The organism is Ralstonia nicotianae (assembly GCF_018243235.1).
GTDB classification, from domain to species: Bacteria; Pseudomonadota; Gammaproteobacteria; order Burkholderiales; family Burkholderiaceae; genus Ralstonia; species Ralstonia nicotianae.
Window position 1 is genome coordinate 523,922 of record NZ_CP046674.1, and the last position, 17,685, is coordinate 541,606.

At 69.6% G+C, this 17,685-nt stretch carries 19 protein-coding genes; 9 read left to right on the forward strand and 10 right to left on the reverse strand.

The window, feature by feature from the left end; genetic code table 11:
* The first annotated feature begins 134 nt into the window (after positions 1-134).
* Both GO999_RS02395 and GO999_RS02400 read left to right on the forward strand, forming a co-directional pair.
* Positions 135-854 carry a hypothetical protein gene (locus tag GO999_RS02395; RefSeq protein WP_028861022.1) on the forward strand — a complete coding sequence of 240 codons (720 nt, stop codon included), beginning with the start codon at positions 135-137 and terminating at the stop codon, positions 852-854.
* A 121-nt stretch (positions 855-975) separates the two neighbouring features.
* Entirely contained in the window at positions 976-1,137 is a 162-nt protein-coding gene (locus tag GO999_RS02400; protein ID WP_011002812.1) for a hypothetical protein, read from the forward strand.
* 20 nt (positions 1,138-1,157) lie between these two features.
* Here GO999_RS02400 and GO999_RS02405 read toward each other — a convergent pair whose 3' ends face one another.
* The 6 genes from GO999_RS02405 to hemA all read right to left on the reverse strand — a co-directional run bounded on the left by GO999_RS02405 (position 1,158) and on the right by hemA (position 6,239).
* Positions 1,158-1,814 (reverse strand): UbiX family flavin prenyltransferase, encoded by a 657-nt coding sequence (locus tag GO999_RS02405; protein WP_020832759.1) that lies wholly within the window; start codon positions 1,812-1,814, stop codon positions 1,158-1,160.
* Between the two features lie 19 nt (positions 1,815-1,833).
* A complete protein-coding gene (gene grxD / locus GO999_RS02410) occupies positions 1,834-2,145 on the reverse strand; it encodes a Grx4 family monothiol glutaredoxin (RefSeq protein WP_011002810.1) in 312 nt (103 codons plus the stop codon).
* Positions 2,146-2,219: 74 nt separating this feature from the next.
* Positions 2,220-3,140, reverse strand: coding sequence for a peptide chain release factor N(5)-glutamine methyltransferase (prmC, locus tag GO999_RS02415; RefSeq protein WP_020832758.1), 921 nt, complete (start codon positions 3,138-3,140; stop codon positions 2,220-2,222).
* A 70-nt stretch (positions 3,141-3,210) separates the two neighbouring features.
* Positions 3,211-3,555 (reverse strand): hypothetical protein, encoded by a 345-nt coding sequence (locus GO999_RS02420; protein WP_011002808.1) that lies wholly within the window; start codon positions 3,553-3,555, stop codon positions 3,211-3,213.
* Between the two features lie 197 nt (positions 3,556-3,752).
* Positions 3,753-4,835 carry a peptide chain release factor 1 gene (gene prfA / locus GO999_RS02425; RefSeq protein WP_011002807.1) on the reverse strand — a complete coding sequence of 361 codons (1,083 nt, stop codon included), beginning with the start codon at positions 4,833-4,835 and terminating at the stop codon, positions 3,753-3,755.
* Positions 4,836-4,931: 96 nt separating this feature from the next.
* Positions 4,932-6,239: a glutamyl-tRNA reductase gene (gene hemA / locus GO999_RS02430; protein ID WP_011002806.1), complete on the reverse strand. Its 1,308-nt coding sequence runs from the start codon at positions 6,237-6,239 to the stop codon at positions 4,932-4,934.
* Between the two features lie 210 nt (positions 6,240-6,449).
* On the opposite strand from hemA, the gene GO999_RS02435 reads away from it, so the two are divergent.
* Positions 6,450-6,692 (forward strand): hypothetical protein, encoded by a 243-nt coding sequence (locus GO999_RS02435; protein WP_069079145.1) that lies wholly within the window; start codon positions 6,450-6,452, stop codon positions 6,690-6,692.
* Positions 6,693-6,773: 81 nt separating this feature from the next.
* Here the strand turns inward: GO999_RS02435 and ychF are convergent, their stop codons facing one another.
* Positions 6,774-7,868, reverse strand: coding sequence for a redox-regulated ATPase YchF (gene ychF, locus GO999_RS02440; protein ID WP_011002804.1), 1,095 nt, complete (start codon positions 7,866-7,868; stop codon positions 6,774-6,776).
* Between the two features lie 451 nt (positions 7,869-8,319).
* Between ychF and fliT the strand changes: the two genes are divergently transcribed.
* Positions 8,320-8,688 (forward strand): flagellar protein FliT, encoded by a 369-nt coding sequence (fliT, locus tag GO999_RS02445; protein ID WP_011002803.1) that lies wholly within the window; start codon positions 8,320-8,322, stop codon positions 8,686-8,688.
* A 36-nt stretch (positions 8,689-8,724) separates the two neighbouring features.
* On the opposite strand, the gene GO999_RS02450 is transcribed toward fliT, so the two are convergent.
* From GO999_RS02450 to GO999_RS02460, 3 genes are read right to left on the reverse strand one after another with little or no spacing between them, the layout of a single operon-like run.
* A complete protein-coding gene (locus GO999_RS02450) occupies positions 8,725-9,237 on the reverse strand; it encodes a lytic transglycosylase domain-containing protein (protein WP_011002802.1) in 513 nt (170 codons plus the stop codon).
* 20 nt (positions 9,238-9,257) lie between these two features.
* Complete coding sequence (locus GO999_RS02455; protein ID WP_011002801.1) at positions 9,258-9,578, reverse strand: hypothetical protein; 321 nt, start codon at positions 9,576-9,578, stop codon at positions 9,258-9,260.
* Between the two features lie 10 nt (positions 9,579-9,588).
* On the reverse strand, positions 9,589-9,978 hold the full coding sequence (locus GO999_RS02460; RefSeq protein WP_016724708.1) for a hypothetical protein: 390 nt from the start codon (positions 9,976-9,978) through the stop codon (positions 9,589-9,591).
* A gap of 318 nt (positions 9,979-10,296) precedes the next feature.
* Between GO999_RS02460 and GO999_RS02465 the strand changes: the two genes are divergently transcribed.
* The 5 genes from GO999_RS02465 to GO999_RS02485 all read left to right on the forward strand — a co-directional run bounded on the left by GO999_RS02465 (position 10,297) and on the right by GO999_RS02485 (position 17,609).
* The gene (locus GO999_RS02465) at positions 10,297-11,589 is read left to right on the forward strand and encodes a UbiH/UbiF family hydroxylase (protein WP_197369320.1); all 1,293 of its coding nucleotides are present in this window, start codon (positions 10,297-10,299) and stop codon (positions 11,587-11,589) included.
* 33 nt (positions 11,590-11,622) lie between these two features.
* Positions 11,623-12,369 (forward strand): DsbC family protein, encoded by a 747-nt coding sequence (locus GO999_RS02470; RefSeq protein ID WP_011002798.1) that lies wholly within the window; start codon positions 11,623-11,625, stop codon positions 12,367-12,369.
* Between the two features lie 61 nt (positions 12,370-12,430).
* Entirely contained in the window at positions 12,431-13,447 is a 1,017-nt protein-coding gene (gene acuI, locus GO999_RS02475) for an acrylyl-CoA reductase (NADPH) (protein WP_019718867.1), read from the forward strand.
* A 60-nt stretch (positions 13,448-13,507) separates the two neighbouring features.
* Positions 13,508-15,373: a M61 family metallopeptidase gene (locus GO999_RS02480; protein ID WP_211906518.1), complete on the forward strand. Its 1,866-nt coding sequence runs from the start codon at positions 13,508-13,510 to the stop codon at positions 15,371-15,373.
* A gap of 13 nt (positions 15,374-15,386) precedes the next feature.
* Positions 15,387-17,609: an FUSC family protein gene (locus tag GO999_RS02485; protein ID WP_069079144.1), complete on the forward strand. Its 2,223-nt coding sequence runs from the start codon at positions 15,387-15,389 to the stop codon at positions 17,607-17,609.
* Positions 17,610-17,685 lie beyond the last annotated feature (76 nt).

The following is a 17,685-nucleotide window of genomic DNA, read 5'->3' on the forward strand; positions in this document are numbered from 1 at the left end:
TTACGCATGAATCTGCGTTTTCCGGCGGGTTCGCCATCCGCCGGATGGGGGAACGCAGCGGCCGCGCCGGGGTCAGAACCGCTTCCGCCGCCCTCCGTGGCACACTTTCGGCTCTCTTTCCGACAGGAGTTCGCATGATCCGCTGGACCCATCGCGCCGCCGCGCTCGCTTTTTCCACTTCGCTGCTGGCGCCGGTGGCGCTGGCGGCACCGGCGGCCAAGGATGCGGCCCGGCAGGCACCGGCCAGGGCCGTGCGCGACCCGGGTGACGTGGCCGCGCTGCTCGATGCCTTCCCGCTCGGCAAGCCGTTGCCCCAGTTGCCGTCCTGCGACGACGTGCGCGTGGGTGGCGGCAAGGACGTTTCCGCCTATTGCTCGGATGCGCTGGAGTCGCACGGCCGGACCCGTTCGCTGGGAGTGCCCGCGGCCAAGCGGCCCGAGTTGATGGACGGCCCGCAGGCGGTGCTGCTGGTCGATCAGGGCAACATCGCCGGCCTGTTCGTGCCGACCCGCGGCGTGGACACCGAGCAGCGGGTCTATCAGGCGCTCGCCGATCGGTACGGCAAGCCCCTGCAGGAGGCCAGGGTGGCTCTCCCGCTCACGTCCGGCAAGACGGTCGACTCCCTGCGCGTGCGTTGGGCAGCGAACCAGACCGTAGTGACGATGTACGCGATTCCCGAAGCGCCGCAGAACGGCACCGTCGAATTCCTGTGGGCGCCACGGGCCGGCGCCGTGCTGGAGCAGATGCGCGCCGAGGTGGATCCGGATGCACCCAAACCGGCGTCCGGTGTGGCCGCATCGGCGCCCGCGGCCGCCGGCAAGCCGGCTGGTGCGAGCCCGGCGCCACAGCGGTGAGCTTACCGACACTTGCCCGTAGTCTTCCGTTACAACGCTTACACCCGCATGACTCCGGCGCCGTGCGGCGGCGCTTATAACGTCCGCATGGCCTCACTGGAGGGGCCGAAGGACGCAAATCATGAAAATCGTGGCTCTGGCCCTGTTGGCCGCGACGCTCGGAGGATGTGCGGTGTATCCGGCACCGGTGGCGGTGGCGCCCGAGCCGGTCTACGTTGCGCCGGCTCCCGCCTATTACGGCTACTGGGGGCCGTCAGTCCGCTTCAACTACTATCACCGCTGATCGGCGGCGATCCCGCGCGGTTACGGCGGCGATTCGGCCGATTGCAGCCCCGGCCAGCTGGCCGCCAGCGTCTGCGGCAGGCCGAGCAGGTCGAGCACGCGCCCGACCGTGTGGTCGACGAGGTCGTCGATGGTCTTGGGCCGCTGATAGAAGCCGGGCACGGGCGGGAAGACGATGCCGCCCATCTCCGTGACCGCCGTCATATTGCGCAGGTGCGCAAGATTGAGCGGCGTTTCCCGCACCATCAGGATCAGCCGGCGGCGTTCCTTGAGCGTGACGTCCGCCGCGCGGGCGATCAGGTTGTCCGACAGGCCGTGCGCGACGGCCGCCAGCGTCTTCATCGAACAGGGGGCCACCACCATGGCCTCGGCGGCGAACGAGCCGCTGGCGATGGTCGCGCCGATGTCGCGCACGTTGTGCACCACGTGTGCCAGTGCTTCCACTTCCTCGCGGGTCATCTGCAGCTCGTGCTGCACGTTCATCAGGCCGGCGGGCGACATCAGCAGGTGCGATTCCACGCCCGCCGTATCGCGCAGGACCTGCAGCAGCCGCACGCCGTAGAGCGCGCCGGACGCCCCGGTGATCGCGACGATGATGCGCCGCGCGCGCCGTGCGCCGGCCGTGGCCGGCTGGGCGGATGCCGCCGGACCGGAGCCGGCGTCCAGGGACGAAGTCACGCAGAAACCGGGGCGGCGTTCAGGCGGCCAGCAGCGGCTGCAGTTCGCCGCTCTGGTACATCTCCATCATGATGTCCGAGCCGCCGATGAACTCACCCTTGACGTAGAGCTGCGGGATGGTCGGCCAGTTGGCGTATTCCTTGATGCCCTGGCGGATTTCGTCGTCTTCCAGCACGTTGACGGTGTAGGGCTGGTCCACGCCGCAGGCCTTCAGGATCTGGACGGCGCGGCCGGAGAAGCCGCACATCGGGAACTGCGCCGTGCCCTTCATGAAGAGGACGACAGGGTGGCTCTTGACGATCTGGTCGATCTTTTCGTGCGTGGTGCTCATGGGGAGGCTCGATTCGTTGAGGGCACGGGCAGGCCCGGGCCGCATGGAAAACCCGCCTATTCTAGCGAGGTTCGTCAGGCCGCGTTCTGCGCGGCCGGGTGCCGGCCGCCGCTGCAGCGGTCGTGGCCGGCGAGGTCCTGGGCGGTGAAGACATCGGCGAAACCCGCGTCGGCCAGCAGCGCGCGCACCGCGGGGCCCTGGTCGTAGCCGTGCTCCAGCAGCAGCCAGCCGTCGGCCGCCAGCCGCGCCGGCGCGCCGGCGACGATGGTGCGCAGGTGGCGCAGGCCGTCGCCGTGGTCGGTGAGCGCGCCGGCGGGTTCGAAGCGCAGGTCGCCCTGGCCCAGGTGCGCGTCGGTCGATGCAATGTAGGGCGGGTTGCTGACGATGAGGTCGAACACCGGCGGGGCGTCGCTCTCGGGCAAGGCGGCGTACCAGTCGCCCAGGGCGGCGTGCATGTTGGCGGCACCGAGCGCCTGGGCATTGCGGACGGCCACGGCCAGCGCATCGGCGGAGGTGTCGGTGGCCCACACCCGCGCATCGCGCCTGGCCAGCGCAATGGTGACGGCGATAATGCCGCTGCCCGTGCCGAGGTCCAGCACGGCGGGCGCGTCGCGGTCGTCGATGCGGTCGAGCGCCTGCTCGACCAGCAGTTCGGTGTCCGGGCGCGGGATCAGCACGGCCGGCGTCACCTGGAACATGCGCCCGAAGAATTCGCGTTCGCCCAGCAGATAGGCCATCGGCTCGCCTGCCAGGCGGCGGGTCGCCAGCTCGGCCAGTCGTGTGCGTGTGCCATCGTCGATGCCGCAGGTGTCCTGCGTGATCAGCTGCACGCGCGACAGGCCGGTCACATGCGACACCAGCATGCGTGCTTCCAGGGCGGGCAGGCCGGCGCCGGTCAGCACGGCGAGCGCATCGGCCACGCGCGGCAGCGTATCGGGTGGAATCGCGAAGGTGGAAGGCACGGCAGGTCCGTCGTTGAGCAGGGCGGGGCGCACAAAATAACACGGGCCCGGCCATATCGGCACGGGCCCGTGTCGGGCTGCAGCGAGAGCGGACGCGCCAGGCTTACTGCTTGGCGGCTTCCTTGACCTTGTCCGCGCCTTCCTTGGCAGCGTCGGCCACCTTGCCGGCGGCGTCCTTGGCAGCGTCCTTCGCGTCGGCCATGGCGCCCGAGGCGGCGTTCACGGCGGCCTGTGCACCGGAGGCGACTTCGGCCACGCCCGACTTGGCGGTGTCGGCAGCCTGGCTGGCGGCGTTGCTGGCGCTGTCGACGGCCTGCTTGGCGGCGTCGGCCGATTGCTGGATCGCGTTCTTGGCGGCATCGGCCGGGTTGCCTTCCTGCTTGCCGCAGGCGGCGAGGCCCAGGGCCAGCGAAGCGGCGACAGCGAGAGTCAGTAGACGGGTTTGCATGCGATTTCTCCTAAATCGTGGTGACCGCCGCGCCTTTGCCTTCGGGGTCGGGGGATGGCGTCACCGGATGCGACCGGCGACGCACTTGCGCGGTCGGAACGATGATTATAGGAAGGGGGCGCCGGTGTGCCACCGCACAACCTTGTTTCAAACGCAAGCAGATGTTACGGGGCCAGCGCTTTTTAACAATCTGACCATCAGGCCTCTTCACCGAGGGCGGCCAGCTGTTCGGCCTGATGCTCGGCGGCCAGCGCACCCAGCAGTTCGCCCAGGTCGCCGTCCATGAGCGCATCGATCTTGTACAGCGTCAGGTTGATGCGGTGGTCGGTGATGCGGCCCTGCGGGAAGTTGTACGTGCGGATGCGGTCGCTGCGGTCGCCCGAGCCGATCAGGCTCTTGCGCGCGCTGGCCTCCTTGGCCTGCGCCTCGCGCTCCTGGCGGTCCTTCAGGCGCGCGGCCAGCACTTGCATGGCGCGGTCCTTGTTGCGGTGCTGGCTGCGGTCGTCCTGGCATTCCACCACCAGGCCGGTGGGCAGGTGGGTGAGGCGCACCGCCGAGTCGGTCTTGTTGATGTGCTGGCCGCCCGCGCCCGACGCGCGGAAGGTGTCGATGCGCAGGTCGGCCGGGTTGATCTGGATGTCGGCGAGCGGGTCGGCCTCGGGCATCACGGCCACGGTGCAGGCGGAGGTGTGGATGCGGCCCTGCGCTTCGGTGGCCGGCACGCGCTGCACGCGGTGGCCGCCCGACTCGAATTTCAGCCGCGAGTAGGCACCTTCGCCCACCAGCCGGACAATCACTTCCTTGTAGCCGCCGAGGTCCGACGCCGATTCGCTGACGATCTCCACCTGCCAGCGCTGGCGTTCGGCGTAGCGCGTGTACATGCGCAGCAGGTCGCCAGCGAACAGCGCGGACTCGTCGCCGCCCGTGCCGGCGCGGATTTCCAGGAAGATGTTGCGATGGTCGTTCGGGTCCTTGGGCAGCAGCAGGCGCTGCAGCTCGGCCTCGAGCGTGGTCATGCGTTCGCGCGCCGCGCGGATCTCGTCTTCAGCGAACGCCTTCATGTCGGGGTCGGCCAGCAGTTCCTGCGCGGTGGTGACGTCATCCTCGGCCTGTTTCCACGCGGCGTACTGCGCCACCACGGGTTCGAGCTCGGCGTGTTCGCGCGTGAGCTTGCGGTACTGGTCGAGGTTGGCGGTGGCGTCTTCGCGCGCGAGCAGCGCGTTGATTTCGACGGTGCGCTCGGCCAGTTGGTCGAGCTTGGACAGCATGCTGGGCTTCATTCGGGCAGTCGCGGAAGGGAACACAGGACGCGGGCGGCGATGATACCGCGCCGAAGGCACGCGCCCGGGCGGCGCGCACGGCGATGGCAAGCGCCGCTAGCGCTCGGAGTGGCTGGACTGGCGGAACAGGCCCGGCAGCAGGTCGATCAGCTGCTCGCGGCCCTCGCCCTGCGCGTGGTTGAGCGCGTGGGTCGGGCCGTGCAGGAATTTCTTGGTGAGCGCCTGCGACAGCGCTTCGAGCACCAGCGCCGGGTCATCGCCGCGCGCCAGCATGCGCTGCGCGCGTTCGAGTTCGCCTTGCCGCAGCGCCTCGGCGTGCGCGTGCAGGTCGCGGATGATGGGCACCACGCTGCGCGCATCGAGCCAGTGCATGAAGTTCTGCACGCGCGTCTCGATGATGGCTTCGGCTTGCGCCACCGCGGCCTGTCGCAGCGCGTTGCCCTCGCGCACGATGGCGCCGAGGTCGTCCACGGTGTAGAGGAACACGTCGGACAGGCGCGCGACTTCCGGCTCGATGTCGCGCGGCACCGCGAGGTCGACCATGAACATCGGGCGGTGGCGGCGCTGCTTGATGGCGCGCTCGACGGCGCCCAGGCCGATGATCGGCAGCGTGCTGGCCGTGCACGACACGACGATGTCGAACTCGCCGAGCCGGGCCGGCAGTTCGGCCAGGCGCACGGCGCGGGCGTTCAGGCCCTGGTTCGACAGCGCCTCGGCCAGCTTTTCGCCGCGCTCCAGCGTGCGGTTGGCGACCACCGTTTCGCGCGGCTTCTGCGCGGCGAAGTGGGTGGCGCACAGTTCGATCATCTCGCCGGCACCGATGAAGAGCACGCGCTGCTCGGCGATCGATTCGAAGATGCGTTGCGCCAGCCGCACCGCCGCCGCGGCCATCGACACGGAGTGCGCGCCGATCTCGGTGGTGCCGCGTACCTCCTTGGCGACCGCGAAGGTGCGCTGGAACAGCTGATTCAGGTACGTGCCCAGCGCGCCGGCTTCGGTGGCGGTGCGCACCGCGTCCTTCATCTGGCCGAGAATCTGCGTCTCGCCCAGCACCATGGAATCGAGCCCGCTGGCCACGCGGAAGGCGTGGCGCACGGCCTGCGACTGCCCCAGCGCATACACGTGGGGCGCCAGTTCGCCGGCGTCGATGTTGTGGTGGTGGGCCAGCCAGCGGATGGCGTGCTCGTGGGCGGTGTCTTCGGGCAGGTTGCCGTCGGTCGCGCAGTAGAGCTCGGTGCGGTTGCAGGTGGAGAGGATGGCGGCCTCGGCCGTGCTCTTGCGGTGCGGCAGATGCTGGCGCAGCGTGCCCAGCGCGGGCTTGAGCTGCTCGAGCGGAAACGCCACCTTCTCGCGCAGGGAAAGCGGCGCCGTATGGTGGTTGATTCCGAGGGTGAGCAACTGCATGTGGGGGCTGCCGGCCGATGGAGAAACGGCACGAATTTTGAGCACTTCGAATTATAACGTCCGCCTTCGTTCTCGGCAGGGCGCTGGTCAACGCGGCCGCCGATGGCCTCCAGTGTAGGTCATGCGCCACTCCGGCTGCGATGGCCTTCCGCCGCGCCTTGCGCTAAGGTACGCGTCCAATCGAACTCGGCAAACTCGGAGAAGACGACGATGGGGTGGATCGGGCCGCTATGGGTGGGGCTGGCCGTCGGCGCGGCGGCGCGGTGGCTGCATCCGCGCGGGATGCCGCTGGGCCTGCCGGCGGCGATGCTGGCCGGTGCCGCCGGGGCGTTGCTGGCGTACTACGGCGGGCAGCTCGCCCATCTGTACGCGGATGGCCAGGTCCTGGCCTGGACGGCGGCGGTGGCCGGCGCGATGGCGGTGCCGGCGGCCTGGGGGCTGCTGCGCGGCTAGCGGGCACCGCGGTCGGCGGAATGCGCCGACGGAAACGAAAAAGCCCCGCGGTGCGGGGCTCGTGGGCGGGCGCTTCGGCGTTCAGACGTTGAACAGGAAGTGCAGCACGTCACCGTCCTTGACGATGTACTCCTTGCCTTCGGCCCGCATCTTGCCGGCTTCCTTGGCGCCCTGTTCACCCTTGTACTGGATGAAATCGTCGTAGGCGATGGTCTGCGCGCGGATGAAGCCGCGCTCGAAGTCGGTGTGGATGGCGGCGGCGGCGCGCGGCGCGGTGTCGCCGATATGGATGGTCCAGGCGCGTACTTCCTTCACGCCGGCGGTGAAGTAGGTCTGCAGCCCCAGCAGCTTGAAGGCGGCGCGGATCACGCGGTTCAGGCCCGGCTCGTCCATGCCCATGTCGGCCAGGAACTCGGTCTTGTCGGCATCGTCCAGGTCGGCGATCTCGGCCTCGATGGCCGCGCACACGGCCACCACCGGCGAGCCGGTCTGTGCGGCATAGGCGCGCACGGCGTCCAGGTGCGGGTTGTTCTCGAAGCCGTCGTCCTTGACGTTGGCGACGTACATGGTCGGCTTGGCGGTGATCAGGCACAGCGGCTTGAGCAGCGCCCATTCCTCGTCGGACAGGCTCAAGGTGCGCACGGCCTTGGCCTCGTCCAGCACGCTGCGCGCCTTTTCCAGCACGGCCACCAGCTTGGCGGCTTCCTTGTCGTTGCCCGACTTGGCGGCCTTGCTGTAGCGCGCCAGGGCTTTTTCCACCGTGGCGAGATCGGCCAGCGCCAGTTCGGTGTTGATCACTTCGATGTCGGCGATCGGGTCCACCTTGCCGGCCACGTGGACGACGTTTTCATCTTCGAAACAACGCACGACGTGGGTGATGGCGTCCGTTTCGCGGATGTTGGCCAGGAACTGGTTGCCCAGGCCTTCGCCCTTGGACGCGCCCGCCACCAGGCCTGCGATATCGACGAACTCGACCACCGCCGGCAGCACGCGCTCCGGCTTGACGATGTCGGCCAGGGCGGACAGGCGCTGGTCCGGCACCTCGACCACGCCGACGTTGGGCTCAATGGTGCAGAACGGGTAGTTCTCGGCGGCGATGCCGGCTTTGGTCAGGGCATTGAACAGGGTCGACTTGCCGACGTTCGGCAGACCGACGATGCCGCATTGGAGGCTCATGGTAAGGGTAAAGGCTTCTGGATCAATGGGTTAGGCCGCAAGGGCGGCCGGGCCGCATTCGGGCAGCCGGCGCACGGCGGGATGCCGCGCGGACGGGCGGCGCAGCACGCCGGGCATCGGCCCGGGGCCTGGAAACGTGCGATTGTAACCCGTCCGGATGCCCTGATCGGGTGGCTTCGGAATGGGCGACGCAGCTTCGGATGCGTTACGGGTGCCGTTACACGTTACGTCTCAAACTCGCAACGACTTTGCGTGGTGAGACGGGTGCGGGCGGCGCCGGTGCGGGGCGGAATACCGCCCCCGGTTCTGGCAAATCCAGTCGGGACAAGGCTTCGGGCCGAGCGCCCGGTGGCTTGCGGCGGATGGGGCGGGCAGCGGGCATACCCATTGCCTAGCGTTCCCCAGGCGCATCCTCGATCCACGCCGTTTGAACCTGAAATCGGAGTGCAGCATGTCCAGGACCCTCGCCACCCCCCGCACGCCGCAAGGCAACGACAGCCTGTTCGCCAGCTATGAGGCCATTGCCAGCCTGTCGACGGAGATGGTCGAGGCGGCCGAGGCCGGGGACTGGGCGGGCGTGAGCGCCCTGGAGCGCGAGTGCGCACTCTATATGGAGCGGCTCGGCCGCACGCCGTCGCGTCCGGTGCTGTCCGAGGCGGAGCTTCGGCGCAAGCGCGACCTGATGATGCGCATCCTGGCCAACGACGCCCGTGTCCGGGCGCTGGTCTGCCCGCGCCAGGACCAGCTGCTGCGTCCCATGGATGCCGCGCGCCGTTCGATCGGCGCCCGCCAGGCCTACGCCGCCGTTTCCTACTATTGAGACACGCGGCTGCGGCACGGCCGTTTCTTCACGGCTTCACTGCCCGGGCTTCAGTTCGCCCCACGTCACCAGCACGCGCTGGATGCTGCGCGCATAGGCATCGCGCTGCGCGGGCGTCTCGGAGTGGTAGGCGCCGATGGCGCGCCACGTGTTGCCGTGCTTCACCATCTTCTGCTTGAGCAGCCACGCGGCCACGTAGATGTTGACGCAGGCATCGGTCAGCGCGTGCTGCGGCACACCGTAGCGCGCCAGCGTGCCGAAGTGGATCGAATTGATCTGTGCCTGGCCGATATCGACCGACCCGTCGGCATTGCGATGCACGGCGCGCGGGTCGCCCTTTGACTCGAACCACGCGATCGCGCGCAGCACGGTTGGATTGACGCCCTGGTAGGCCCCGGCCTGCTCGAAGCAGTCCCCCGCCGCCTGGGCCGCCAGGCTCGACAGGCATAGCGCCAGCGCCGCACCCGCGCGGATCCAGCGCAGGCCCGCAAGCCTGTGGCCATCCGGGCGGCTGCGTCGGACAGTCTGGGCGAGTGTGGGGCCGGCCATGAGCGCGCTCCGTCAGGGGGTCATTTCTGCAGGGCCTGCTCGAGCTGATGCTCGATACTGGCCAGGTAGGCATGCGAGGCGTCGGACACCACCATGCGGGGCATCGGCTCGGCGCTCTTGCGGAGCTTGAGCGTGGCCACCTTCCTGTGGCCGGTCGTGGCCGGCGCCGGTTCGCCGCCGCCGCCGCTGGCCGGCGGCAGCATCGCCAGCGTCGGCAGGGGCGGATAGACCTTGTCGGGCGCGGCGATCGCGGCGGGGCCCAAGGTGCCGGCCGGACCGGCGAACGACGGCATCGCCGCCAGCAGGCCGAGGCCGAACAGGGAAAGTCGGATCCTGCGCATGCGGTTCCCCTCAGTCCGTCTTGATGGTCACGGTGTACGGCTGGCTTGCGCCGACCGTCAGGTTTTCCAGGTGAACATGGCTCGCGCGCGACGCGGGCACGCCATTCCAGAGGGCCTGGTTGAGATAGCGGAAGTCCTGCGCCAGCGCCGTCACGAGGACGGTGGTCGGCTGCCTTTGCGCGGCGGCCAGCGCGCCCGCCTTGGTCAGCACGGCCGTCAGCTGTGGGTCGTGCGCGCCCAGCGCGTCCGGCGGGATCGTGAACGTCATGATCTCGCCGGACGGCCCACGGCCGGCTTGCGGTGCGCCGCCCTGGCCGGGCGATGACAACTGCGCGCAGCCGACCAGCGCGAGGATGGCCGCACCGCTGGTCAAGCGCGAGAGAGCGTGCGCCTTGAACATGGCATCTGGAAGAGTCGTCGGTGGATCGGACCTGCAATGTATCGGGGCAGCGGCGGGTTCAAAACGCCGAACTGCCCCGCTTTTATCGGCCATCCCCGGGGATGGCTTGAGCCCGTTGCGCGCGCGTGGAAATGGCGTCACTCCGCGGTTGTGCGGGCGATTTCACTCGCGGCGCGACGAGATGCGCCGTACCCGACTTCGGACGCGTGCGCGTGATCTCCACGCCATGCGGCACGAGCGCGCCGCCATGGTGTGACCCAAGCGCACCTTGCGTCGCCGCAAAGCCGAGCCACCCCCCGCCGCTATAATCGGCCCACCATGAATACACCCGCGTTTTCCTCCTCCGCCGGCGCACCGGCTTTCCACGTCGCGGTGGTGGGCGGCGGCATCGTCGGGCGTGCGTGCGCGCTGCGGCTGGCCCAGGCCGGCTTGCGCGTCGCCCACGTGGCACCGGCCGCATCGCCCGCGCCGTCGTCGGCGCCCGCCGGGCCGGATGCCTGGGACGCCCGCGTCTATGCGTTCTCGTCCAGTTCGCAGGCGCTGCTCGAGCAGTTGCGCATCTGGCCGGCGCTGGACATGTCGCGCGTGCAGCCGGTGCAGGACATGCGTGTCTTCGGCGACGCGGCGGCCGCGCGCGGCGAGCATGCGCACGCCGACCTGCATTTCTCCGCCTATGCGGCCGGCGCGCCGCAGTTGGCGTGGATTGCCGAATCGTCCCTGGTCGAGCGCGCGCTGGAAACCGCGCTGCGGTTCGCCCATACCGTCCAGACCTTCGCCCACGCCGCCACCGGCTTCGAGATGGAGGCCGATGCCGTGCGCCTGACGCTGTCCGACGGACAGGCGATTCGCGCCGAATGCGTGGTCGGCGCCGACGGCAAGCAGTCGTGGGTGCGCCAGCAGGCCGGCATCCGCGCCGACGCGAAGCCGTATCGCCAGTTGGGCGTGGTCGCCAACTTCCAGGCCGAGCACTGGCATCAGGACACCGCCTGGCAGTGGTTCCTCGGCGCCTCGGCCGATGGCGCGCGCGCGTCGGGCGATACCGCCCCCGCGCGCGGCGAGATCCTCGCCATGCTGCCGCTGCCGGACCGGCGCGTGTCAATGGTGTGGTCCGCCGGCGAGGACCATGCGCGCGATCTGCTGGCGTTGTCGCCGGATGCGCTGTGCCGCGCGGTCGAGGCGGCGGCCGGCGGCGCGGTGGCGGCGCGCTTCGGGCGGCTGTCGTGCGTCACCCCGGCGCTGGGGTTCCCGCTGGTGCTGCAGCATGCCGAGCGGCTGGTCGCGCCGCGGGTCGCGCTGGTCGGCGATGCGGCGCATGTGATTCATCCGCTGGCCGGCCAGGGCATGAACCTGGGCCTGCGCGATGTCGCTGAATTGGGTCAGGTGATGGCGGAACGCGAAACCATGCGCGATCATGGCGATCTGAGGCTGCTGCGCCGCTACGAGCGGGCCCGCCGCGAAGACCTGCTGTCGCTGACGGCTGCCACCGACGGGCTGCACACGTTGTTCGCCCTGCCGGGTGCATTGCCCCGCATGGTCCGCAACGCGGGCATGCGCGTGGTGGGCCTGACGCCATTCATCAAACGCCTGCTGGTCAGGCACGCGCTAGGCTAGCCGTTCGTCGGCAGCCGGCTTCCAGGAGTTGTCATGTCGTTTCGTATTCGGGTGGCGGCCATCGCCTCGGCGGCGCTGGTTGTCGCCATGGGCGCGGGCTACGCGCTGACCGCCGGTGCCGCCGAGCCCGCGCTGGACAAGGTCAAGGCCTCGGTGCAGAAGGCGCTGGGATCGAACGTCGAGATCAAGGGCGTGGCCAAGTCGCCGCTGCCGGGGCTGTACGAGGTGAATCTCGGCAGTCAGGTCGTCTACACGGATGCCACCGGCCGCTATGTGCTCAACGGCGATCTGCTCGATACGCAGACTGCGACCAACCTCACGCAGGAGCGCATGGCCGAGATCAACCGCATCAAGTGGTCCGACCTGCCGCTGGATCGCGCGGTGAAGTGGGTCAAGGGCAACGGCGCGCGCAAGGTTGCCGTGTTCTCCGACCCGAACTGCCCGTACTGCCACAAGCTGGAGCAGATGTTCTCGCAGGTCGACAACATCACGGTCTACACCTTCCTGTTCCCGATCCTGTCCGAGGACTCCAACACCAAGGCCAAGCAGATCTGGTGCGCGTCTGACCGTGCCAAGGCCTGGCGCGACTGGATGGTGTCCAAGAGCGCCCCGGGCGGTGCCGGCAATTGCGACACGCCGCTGGAAGACAACCTCAAGCTGGGCCGCGCGCTCAACGTCAACGGCACCCCGGCCATCATCTTCATGGACGGCTCGCGGGCGCCGGGCCTGATCGATGCGGCCACGCTGGAACGCAAGTTCGCGTCGCTGAAGAAGTCGTGATCCAGAGCGCCGGTTGCACCCGGCGCTTTTTTCTTTGCCCGCCGCCACCCGGAGGCCGCCCATGTCGTTTCGCGCGCTGATGCTGGAAAAACAGGAAGGCGGGACGCTGGCCCGGGTGACGGACCTGGACGATGCCGCGCTGTCCTCGCCCGAGGCGCTCGCCAATGCGCTGACCGCCGGCGACGTGCTGGTCCGCATCGACTGGTCGACCATCAACTACAAGGACGGCCTGGCCATCACCGGCCGCGGCCCGGTGGTGCGCAAGTGGCCGATGGTGGCCGGCATCGACGGTGCCGGCACGGTCATCGAATCGTCGCACCCGGACTGGAAGGCGGGCGATGCGGTGGTGCTCAACGGCTGGGGCGTCGGCGAGACGCACTGGGGCTGCCTGGCGCAGCGGGCACGGCTGTCGGGCGACTGGCTGGTGGCGCTGCCGGCCGGGCTCGACACGCGCGCCGCCATGGCGATCGGCACGGCCGGCTATACGGCGATGCTGTCGGTGCTGGCGCTCGAGCGCAGCGGCGTGACGCCGGGCGACGGCGAGGTGCTGGTGACCGGCGCGTCGGGCGGTGTCGGTTCGATCGCCATCGCGGTGCTGGGCAAGCTCGGCCACCGCGTGGTGGCCTCCACCGGCAAGCTGGCCGAAGCCGATTTCCTGCGCGCGCTGGGCGCCGCCGAGGTGATCGACCGCGCCGAGCTGTCGGCGCCCGGCAAGCCACTGCAGAAGGAGCGCTGGGCGGCGGTGGTCGATTCGGTCGGCTCGCACACGCTGGCCAATGCCTGTGCGCAGGTACGCCACGGCGGTATCGTCACCGCCTGCGGGCTGGCGCAGGGCATGGAGTTTCCGGCGACGGTCGCGCCGTTCATCCTGCGCGGCGTGACGCTGCACGGCATCAACAGCGTGACCGCGCCGCGCGCATTGCGGCAGACCGCCTGGCAGCGCCTGGCGGCCGATCTGGCGCCGGCGCGCCTGGCCGCCATTACGCGCGAGATCGCGCTGGGCGAGGCCATCGGCGCGGCGCACGACATCCTGGCCGGCAGGATGCGCGGGCGGGTGGTGGTGGACGTCAACCGATAGGCGCAGATCGGGCGATCCGGCATCGGCGCCGTGGGACGGCAACGCTACAATGTCCGCACCATGAAGCCGATCCGCTACACCATCGCCCCCGCCGCGCCCGAGGCGCATCTGTTCACCGTCACCGTCACGGTCGACGCGCCCGACCCGCAGGGCCAGCGCTTCTCGCTGCCGGCGTGGATTCCGGGCAGCTACATGATCCGCGAGTTCGCTCGCAACATCGTGCGCATCGAGGCGATGTGCGGCGAGCGCGCGGTGCGCCTGGCCAAGCTCGACAAGCACACCTGGCAGGCGGCGCCGTGCAGCGGGCCGTTGACGGTGTCGTACGACGTGTACGCATGGGACCTGTCGGTGCGGGCCGCGCACCTCGACCCCACGCACGGCTTCTTCAACGGCACCTCGGTGTTCCTGCGCGTGGAGGGGGGCGAGCAGGTCCGCTGCCTGGTCGACATCCAGCCGCCCGCGGGCGATGCCTACCGCGGCTGGCGCGTCGCCACCGCATTGCGCGAGGCGAGTGGCCGCGTGCAGGGCAGGGTGGGCGCCAAGCGCTACGGCTTCGGCTGGTACGAGGCCGCCGACTATGACGAGCTGATCGATCATCCGGTCGAGATGGGCACCTTCGCGCTGGTCTCGTTCGAGGCCTGCGGTGCGCAGCACGACGCCGTCTTCACCGGCCGCGTGCCGAACCTGGACCTGGAGCGCATCGCCCGCGACTTCAAGCGCATCTGCGAGGCGCAGATCCGCCTGTTCGAGCCGCACACCGCCGCCGCGCCCTTCCTCGACAGCAATCGCCGCTACGTCTTCATGACCATGGTGACGACCGATGGCTACGGTGGCCTGGAACATCGCGCCAGCACCGCGCTGATGTGCGCGCGCAACGACCTGCCCGTGACCGGCCGCGACGAGACCACCGAGGGCTACCGCACCTTCCTCGGCCTGGTCAGCCACGAGTATTTCCATACCTGGAACGTCAAGCGCATCAAGCCGGCCGTCTTCGTGCCGTACGCGCTGGAGCGCGAGGTGCACACGCCGCTGCTGTGGCTGTTCGAGGGCTTCACCAGCTACTACGACGACCTGATGCTGGTGCGCTCGGGGCTGATCTCGGAAGCCCAGTACCTCGAGATGCTCGCCAAGACCTGGAACGGCGTGCTGCGCGGCAGCGGGCGCCTGAAGCAGAGCGTGGCGGAAAGCTCGTTCGATGCCTGGACCAAGTACTACCGCCAGGACGAGAGCGCCCCCAATGCCATCGTCAGCTACTACACCAAGGGCTCGCTGGTGGCGCTGGCGCTGGACCTGACCATCCGCACGCAGACCGGCGGCGAGCATTCGCTCGACGACGTGATGCGCGCGCTGTGGGCCGCCGGCGGCCGCGACTTCTACGCGCCCGGCCACGCCCAGCGCGGCGTCACCGAAGCCGAGCTGATCGCACTGATGGAAGAGACCACCGGCCTGCGCCTGCGCACGCTGGTGCGCCAACTGGCCGAGGGCCGGGACGATCCGCCGCTGCCCGCGCTGTTCAAGGCGATCGGCGTGACGGCCACGCGCAAGCCGGCCGAGGCCGCGCTGGGCCTGGGCGCCAAGGTCGGCGCGGAGAACGGCTTCGTCAAGCTGCTGCAGGTGTTCGACGGCGGACCGGCGCAGCGCGCCGGCCTGTCCGCGGGCGACCTGGTCGTCGCGGTGGATGGCCTGCGCGTGCTGTCCGGCCAACTCGACAAGAGCCTGGCGCGCCACCGCGCCGGCGACACCGTGCCCGTGCATGTGTTCCGCCGCGACGAGTTGATGCAGCTGGACGTGACCCTGTCCGCGGACGCCACGCCGCAGTTCGCGCTGGCGCTGTCGGCCGAGCCGTCGCCGCTGCGCTCGGCGTGGCTGGGCAAGCGCGCCGCGGCCCGTGGTGCCCGCCCGGCGAAGTCCAGGTCGGCGGCCTGATCCACGCCGCCCGATGGACTACGTACACGATCCGCGCACCTTCCTCTACAGCCACTACGTTTCGCGCGGCATCCGGACCGCCACCGGCGTGATCGGCCTGACGCTGCTGGCCCTGCTGGCGATGGACCTGCAGGGCGCCATGGTGGTGTCGATCGGCGCGCTGTGCACCAGCCAGATGGACCTGCCCAGCCCGCTGCGGCACAAGTTCAACGAACTGCTGGCGTGCGTGCTGCTGACCACGCTGGTGACCTTCATCGTGGCGGTGGCGACGCCGTACGCGATCCTGCCGGCGGTGATCGTGGTGGTCAGCTTCCTGGCGGGGCTGATGGCGGTGTACGGCAACAAGACGCTGTCGCTGCAGTTCGCGGCGCTGTTCGTGATGACGCTCACCTTCACCGAGGCGTTCGCCTTGCGCGAGGCGCTGGAGCACACCGCCCAGTTCTTCCTCGGCGCGGCCGGCTACATGGCCTTTGCGATGGCGGTGGCGTGGGGCCAGCGGCGCCGCATCAAGGAGCAGGTGCTGGCCGAATGCCTGTACGAACTGGCCATCTATGTCGAGCGCAAGGCCGGCTTCTACGATACCGCGCTCGATTTCGATGCGCAGTTCGACGCGCTGGTGCGCCAGCAGATCTCGGTGGCCGACAAGCAGCAGCTCGCGCGCGATTTCGTCTTCCGCGACAACCGCGATAACGGCGACACCGGCGACGGCCGCCTGGTGCAGATCCACATGCGCATGCTGGACCTGTACGAATACCTGCTGTCGACCAACACCGATTACCCGCTGCTGCGCCAGTGGCTGGCCGACGCCGAGATCATGCGGCTGCTGCGCGACAGTATCGAGCGGATGCGGCTGGACCTCGAAGCGCTGGCCTACGCCGTCGGCCGCGACCGGCCGTCGCCCACGCCGATGCCGTACGACAAGGAGATGGCCGCCATCGATGCCGCGCTCGACGAGCTGCAGCACGGCCACCACGCGATTCCGCTGGAAGCCATCGCCGCGCTGGAGGAGTCGGTCGCGACCGTGCGCGGCGCGATCCGCCTGATGGCGCAGCTGCACGCCGCCACCGCCACGCCGGTGGCGCTGTCCTCCGTTCTGCTGCGGCCGGACATGACGCCCTTCCTGACGCGGCAGCAATATGAGCTGCGGCTGGTGCTGGACGCCTTCAACTGGCGCTCGCCGACCCTGCGCTTCGCCCTGCGCACGGCCATGGCGGTGGCCGCCGGGCTGTGGATCGCCGACCACCTGCCGTACGCCTCGCACGGCTACTGGGTGCTGCTGACCATCGTGGTGATCCTCAAGCCGACCTTCAGCATGACGCGCCAGCGCAATGTCGACCGGGTGCTGGGCACGCTGATCGGCTGCGTGATCGCCGCCGTGCTGCTGCGCTACGTGCATTCGACGTGGATCCTGCTGGCGGTGCTGTACCTGTCGACGGCCGCCAGTGCCGCCTTCGTCACCGTGCGCTACCGCTACACGGCGGCGGCGGCGGCGGTGCAGGTGCTCATCCAGATCAACCTGTTGCTGCCGGGCAGCAAGGGTGCCATCGGCGAACGGCTGGTCGACACGCTGCTCGGCGCGGCCATCGCCACCGCCTTCAGCTACGTGCTGCCGGCCTGGGAATACCGCAACCTGCCCAAGCTGGTGGACGACGTGCTGCGCACCAACCGGCGCTTCATCGAGTCCGCGCGCGATCTGCTGCTCGGCTCGCCCAAGGACGACTTCGCCTACCGCGTGCAGCGCAAGCAGTTCATGGATGCGCTGACCGGGCTGATCGCCGCCTTCGCCCGCATGCTGAACGAGCCCAAGAGCCGGCACCGGGCGGTCGACAACCTGAACCGCTTCATCGTGCAGAACTACCTGGTCGCCGCGCATGTGGCGGCGGTGCGCATCCTGGTGCGCCAGCGCGGGCAGGAGCTCGACGCAGCCGATACGCACGCCCTGATCGAACAGACCGTCGAGTCCGCGCTGGAGAGCCTGGCGCGCGCCAAGGAACGCTTCGACCAGGCCGTCCACGAAGGCGGCTGGGGCGTGCGCCCGCGTGACACGCAGGAGCTGGGCGCGGCCGAATTCGCCGACCAGTCGGCGCGCTCGCGCATGATCGATGCCGCCACGCATCCCGATTCGCTGTCGGCCATGCACCTGCTGGAGCGTCGCCTGCAGGCGCTGCGTGCGGATACCGCGAAGATCGCGCTGCGCTGCGGCGCGCTGGGGCGAGCGCTGCGTGTGGCGGATTGAGCGTGGATGAGCCTGCCGGTCTTGGCGGCTTCACGTATTGCCATGGCACGGCCCGATGTCCATGTCAGGGCGCGAT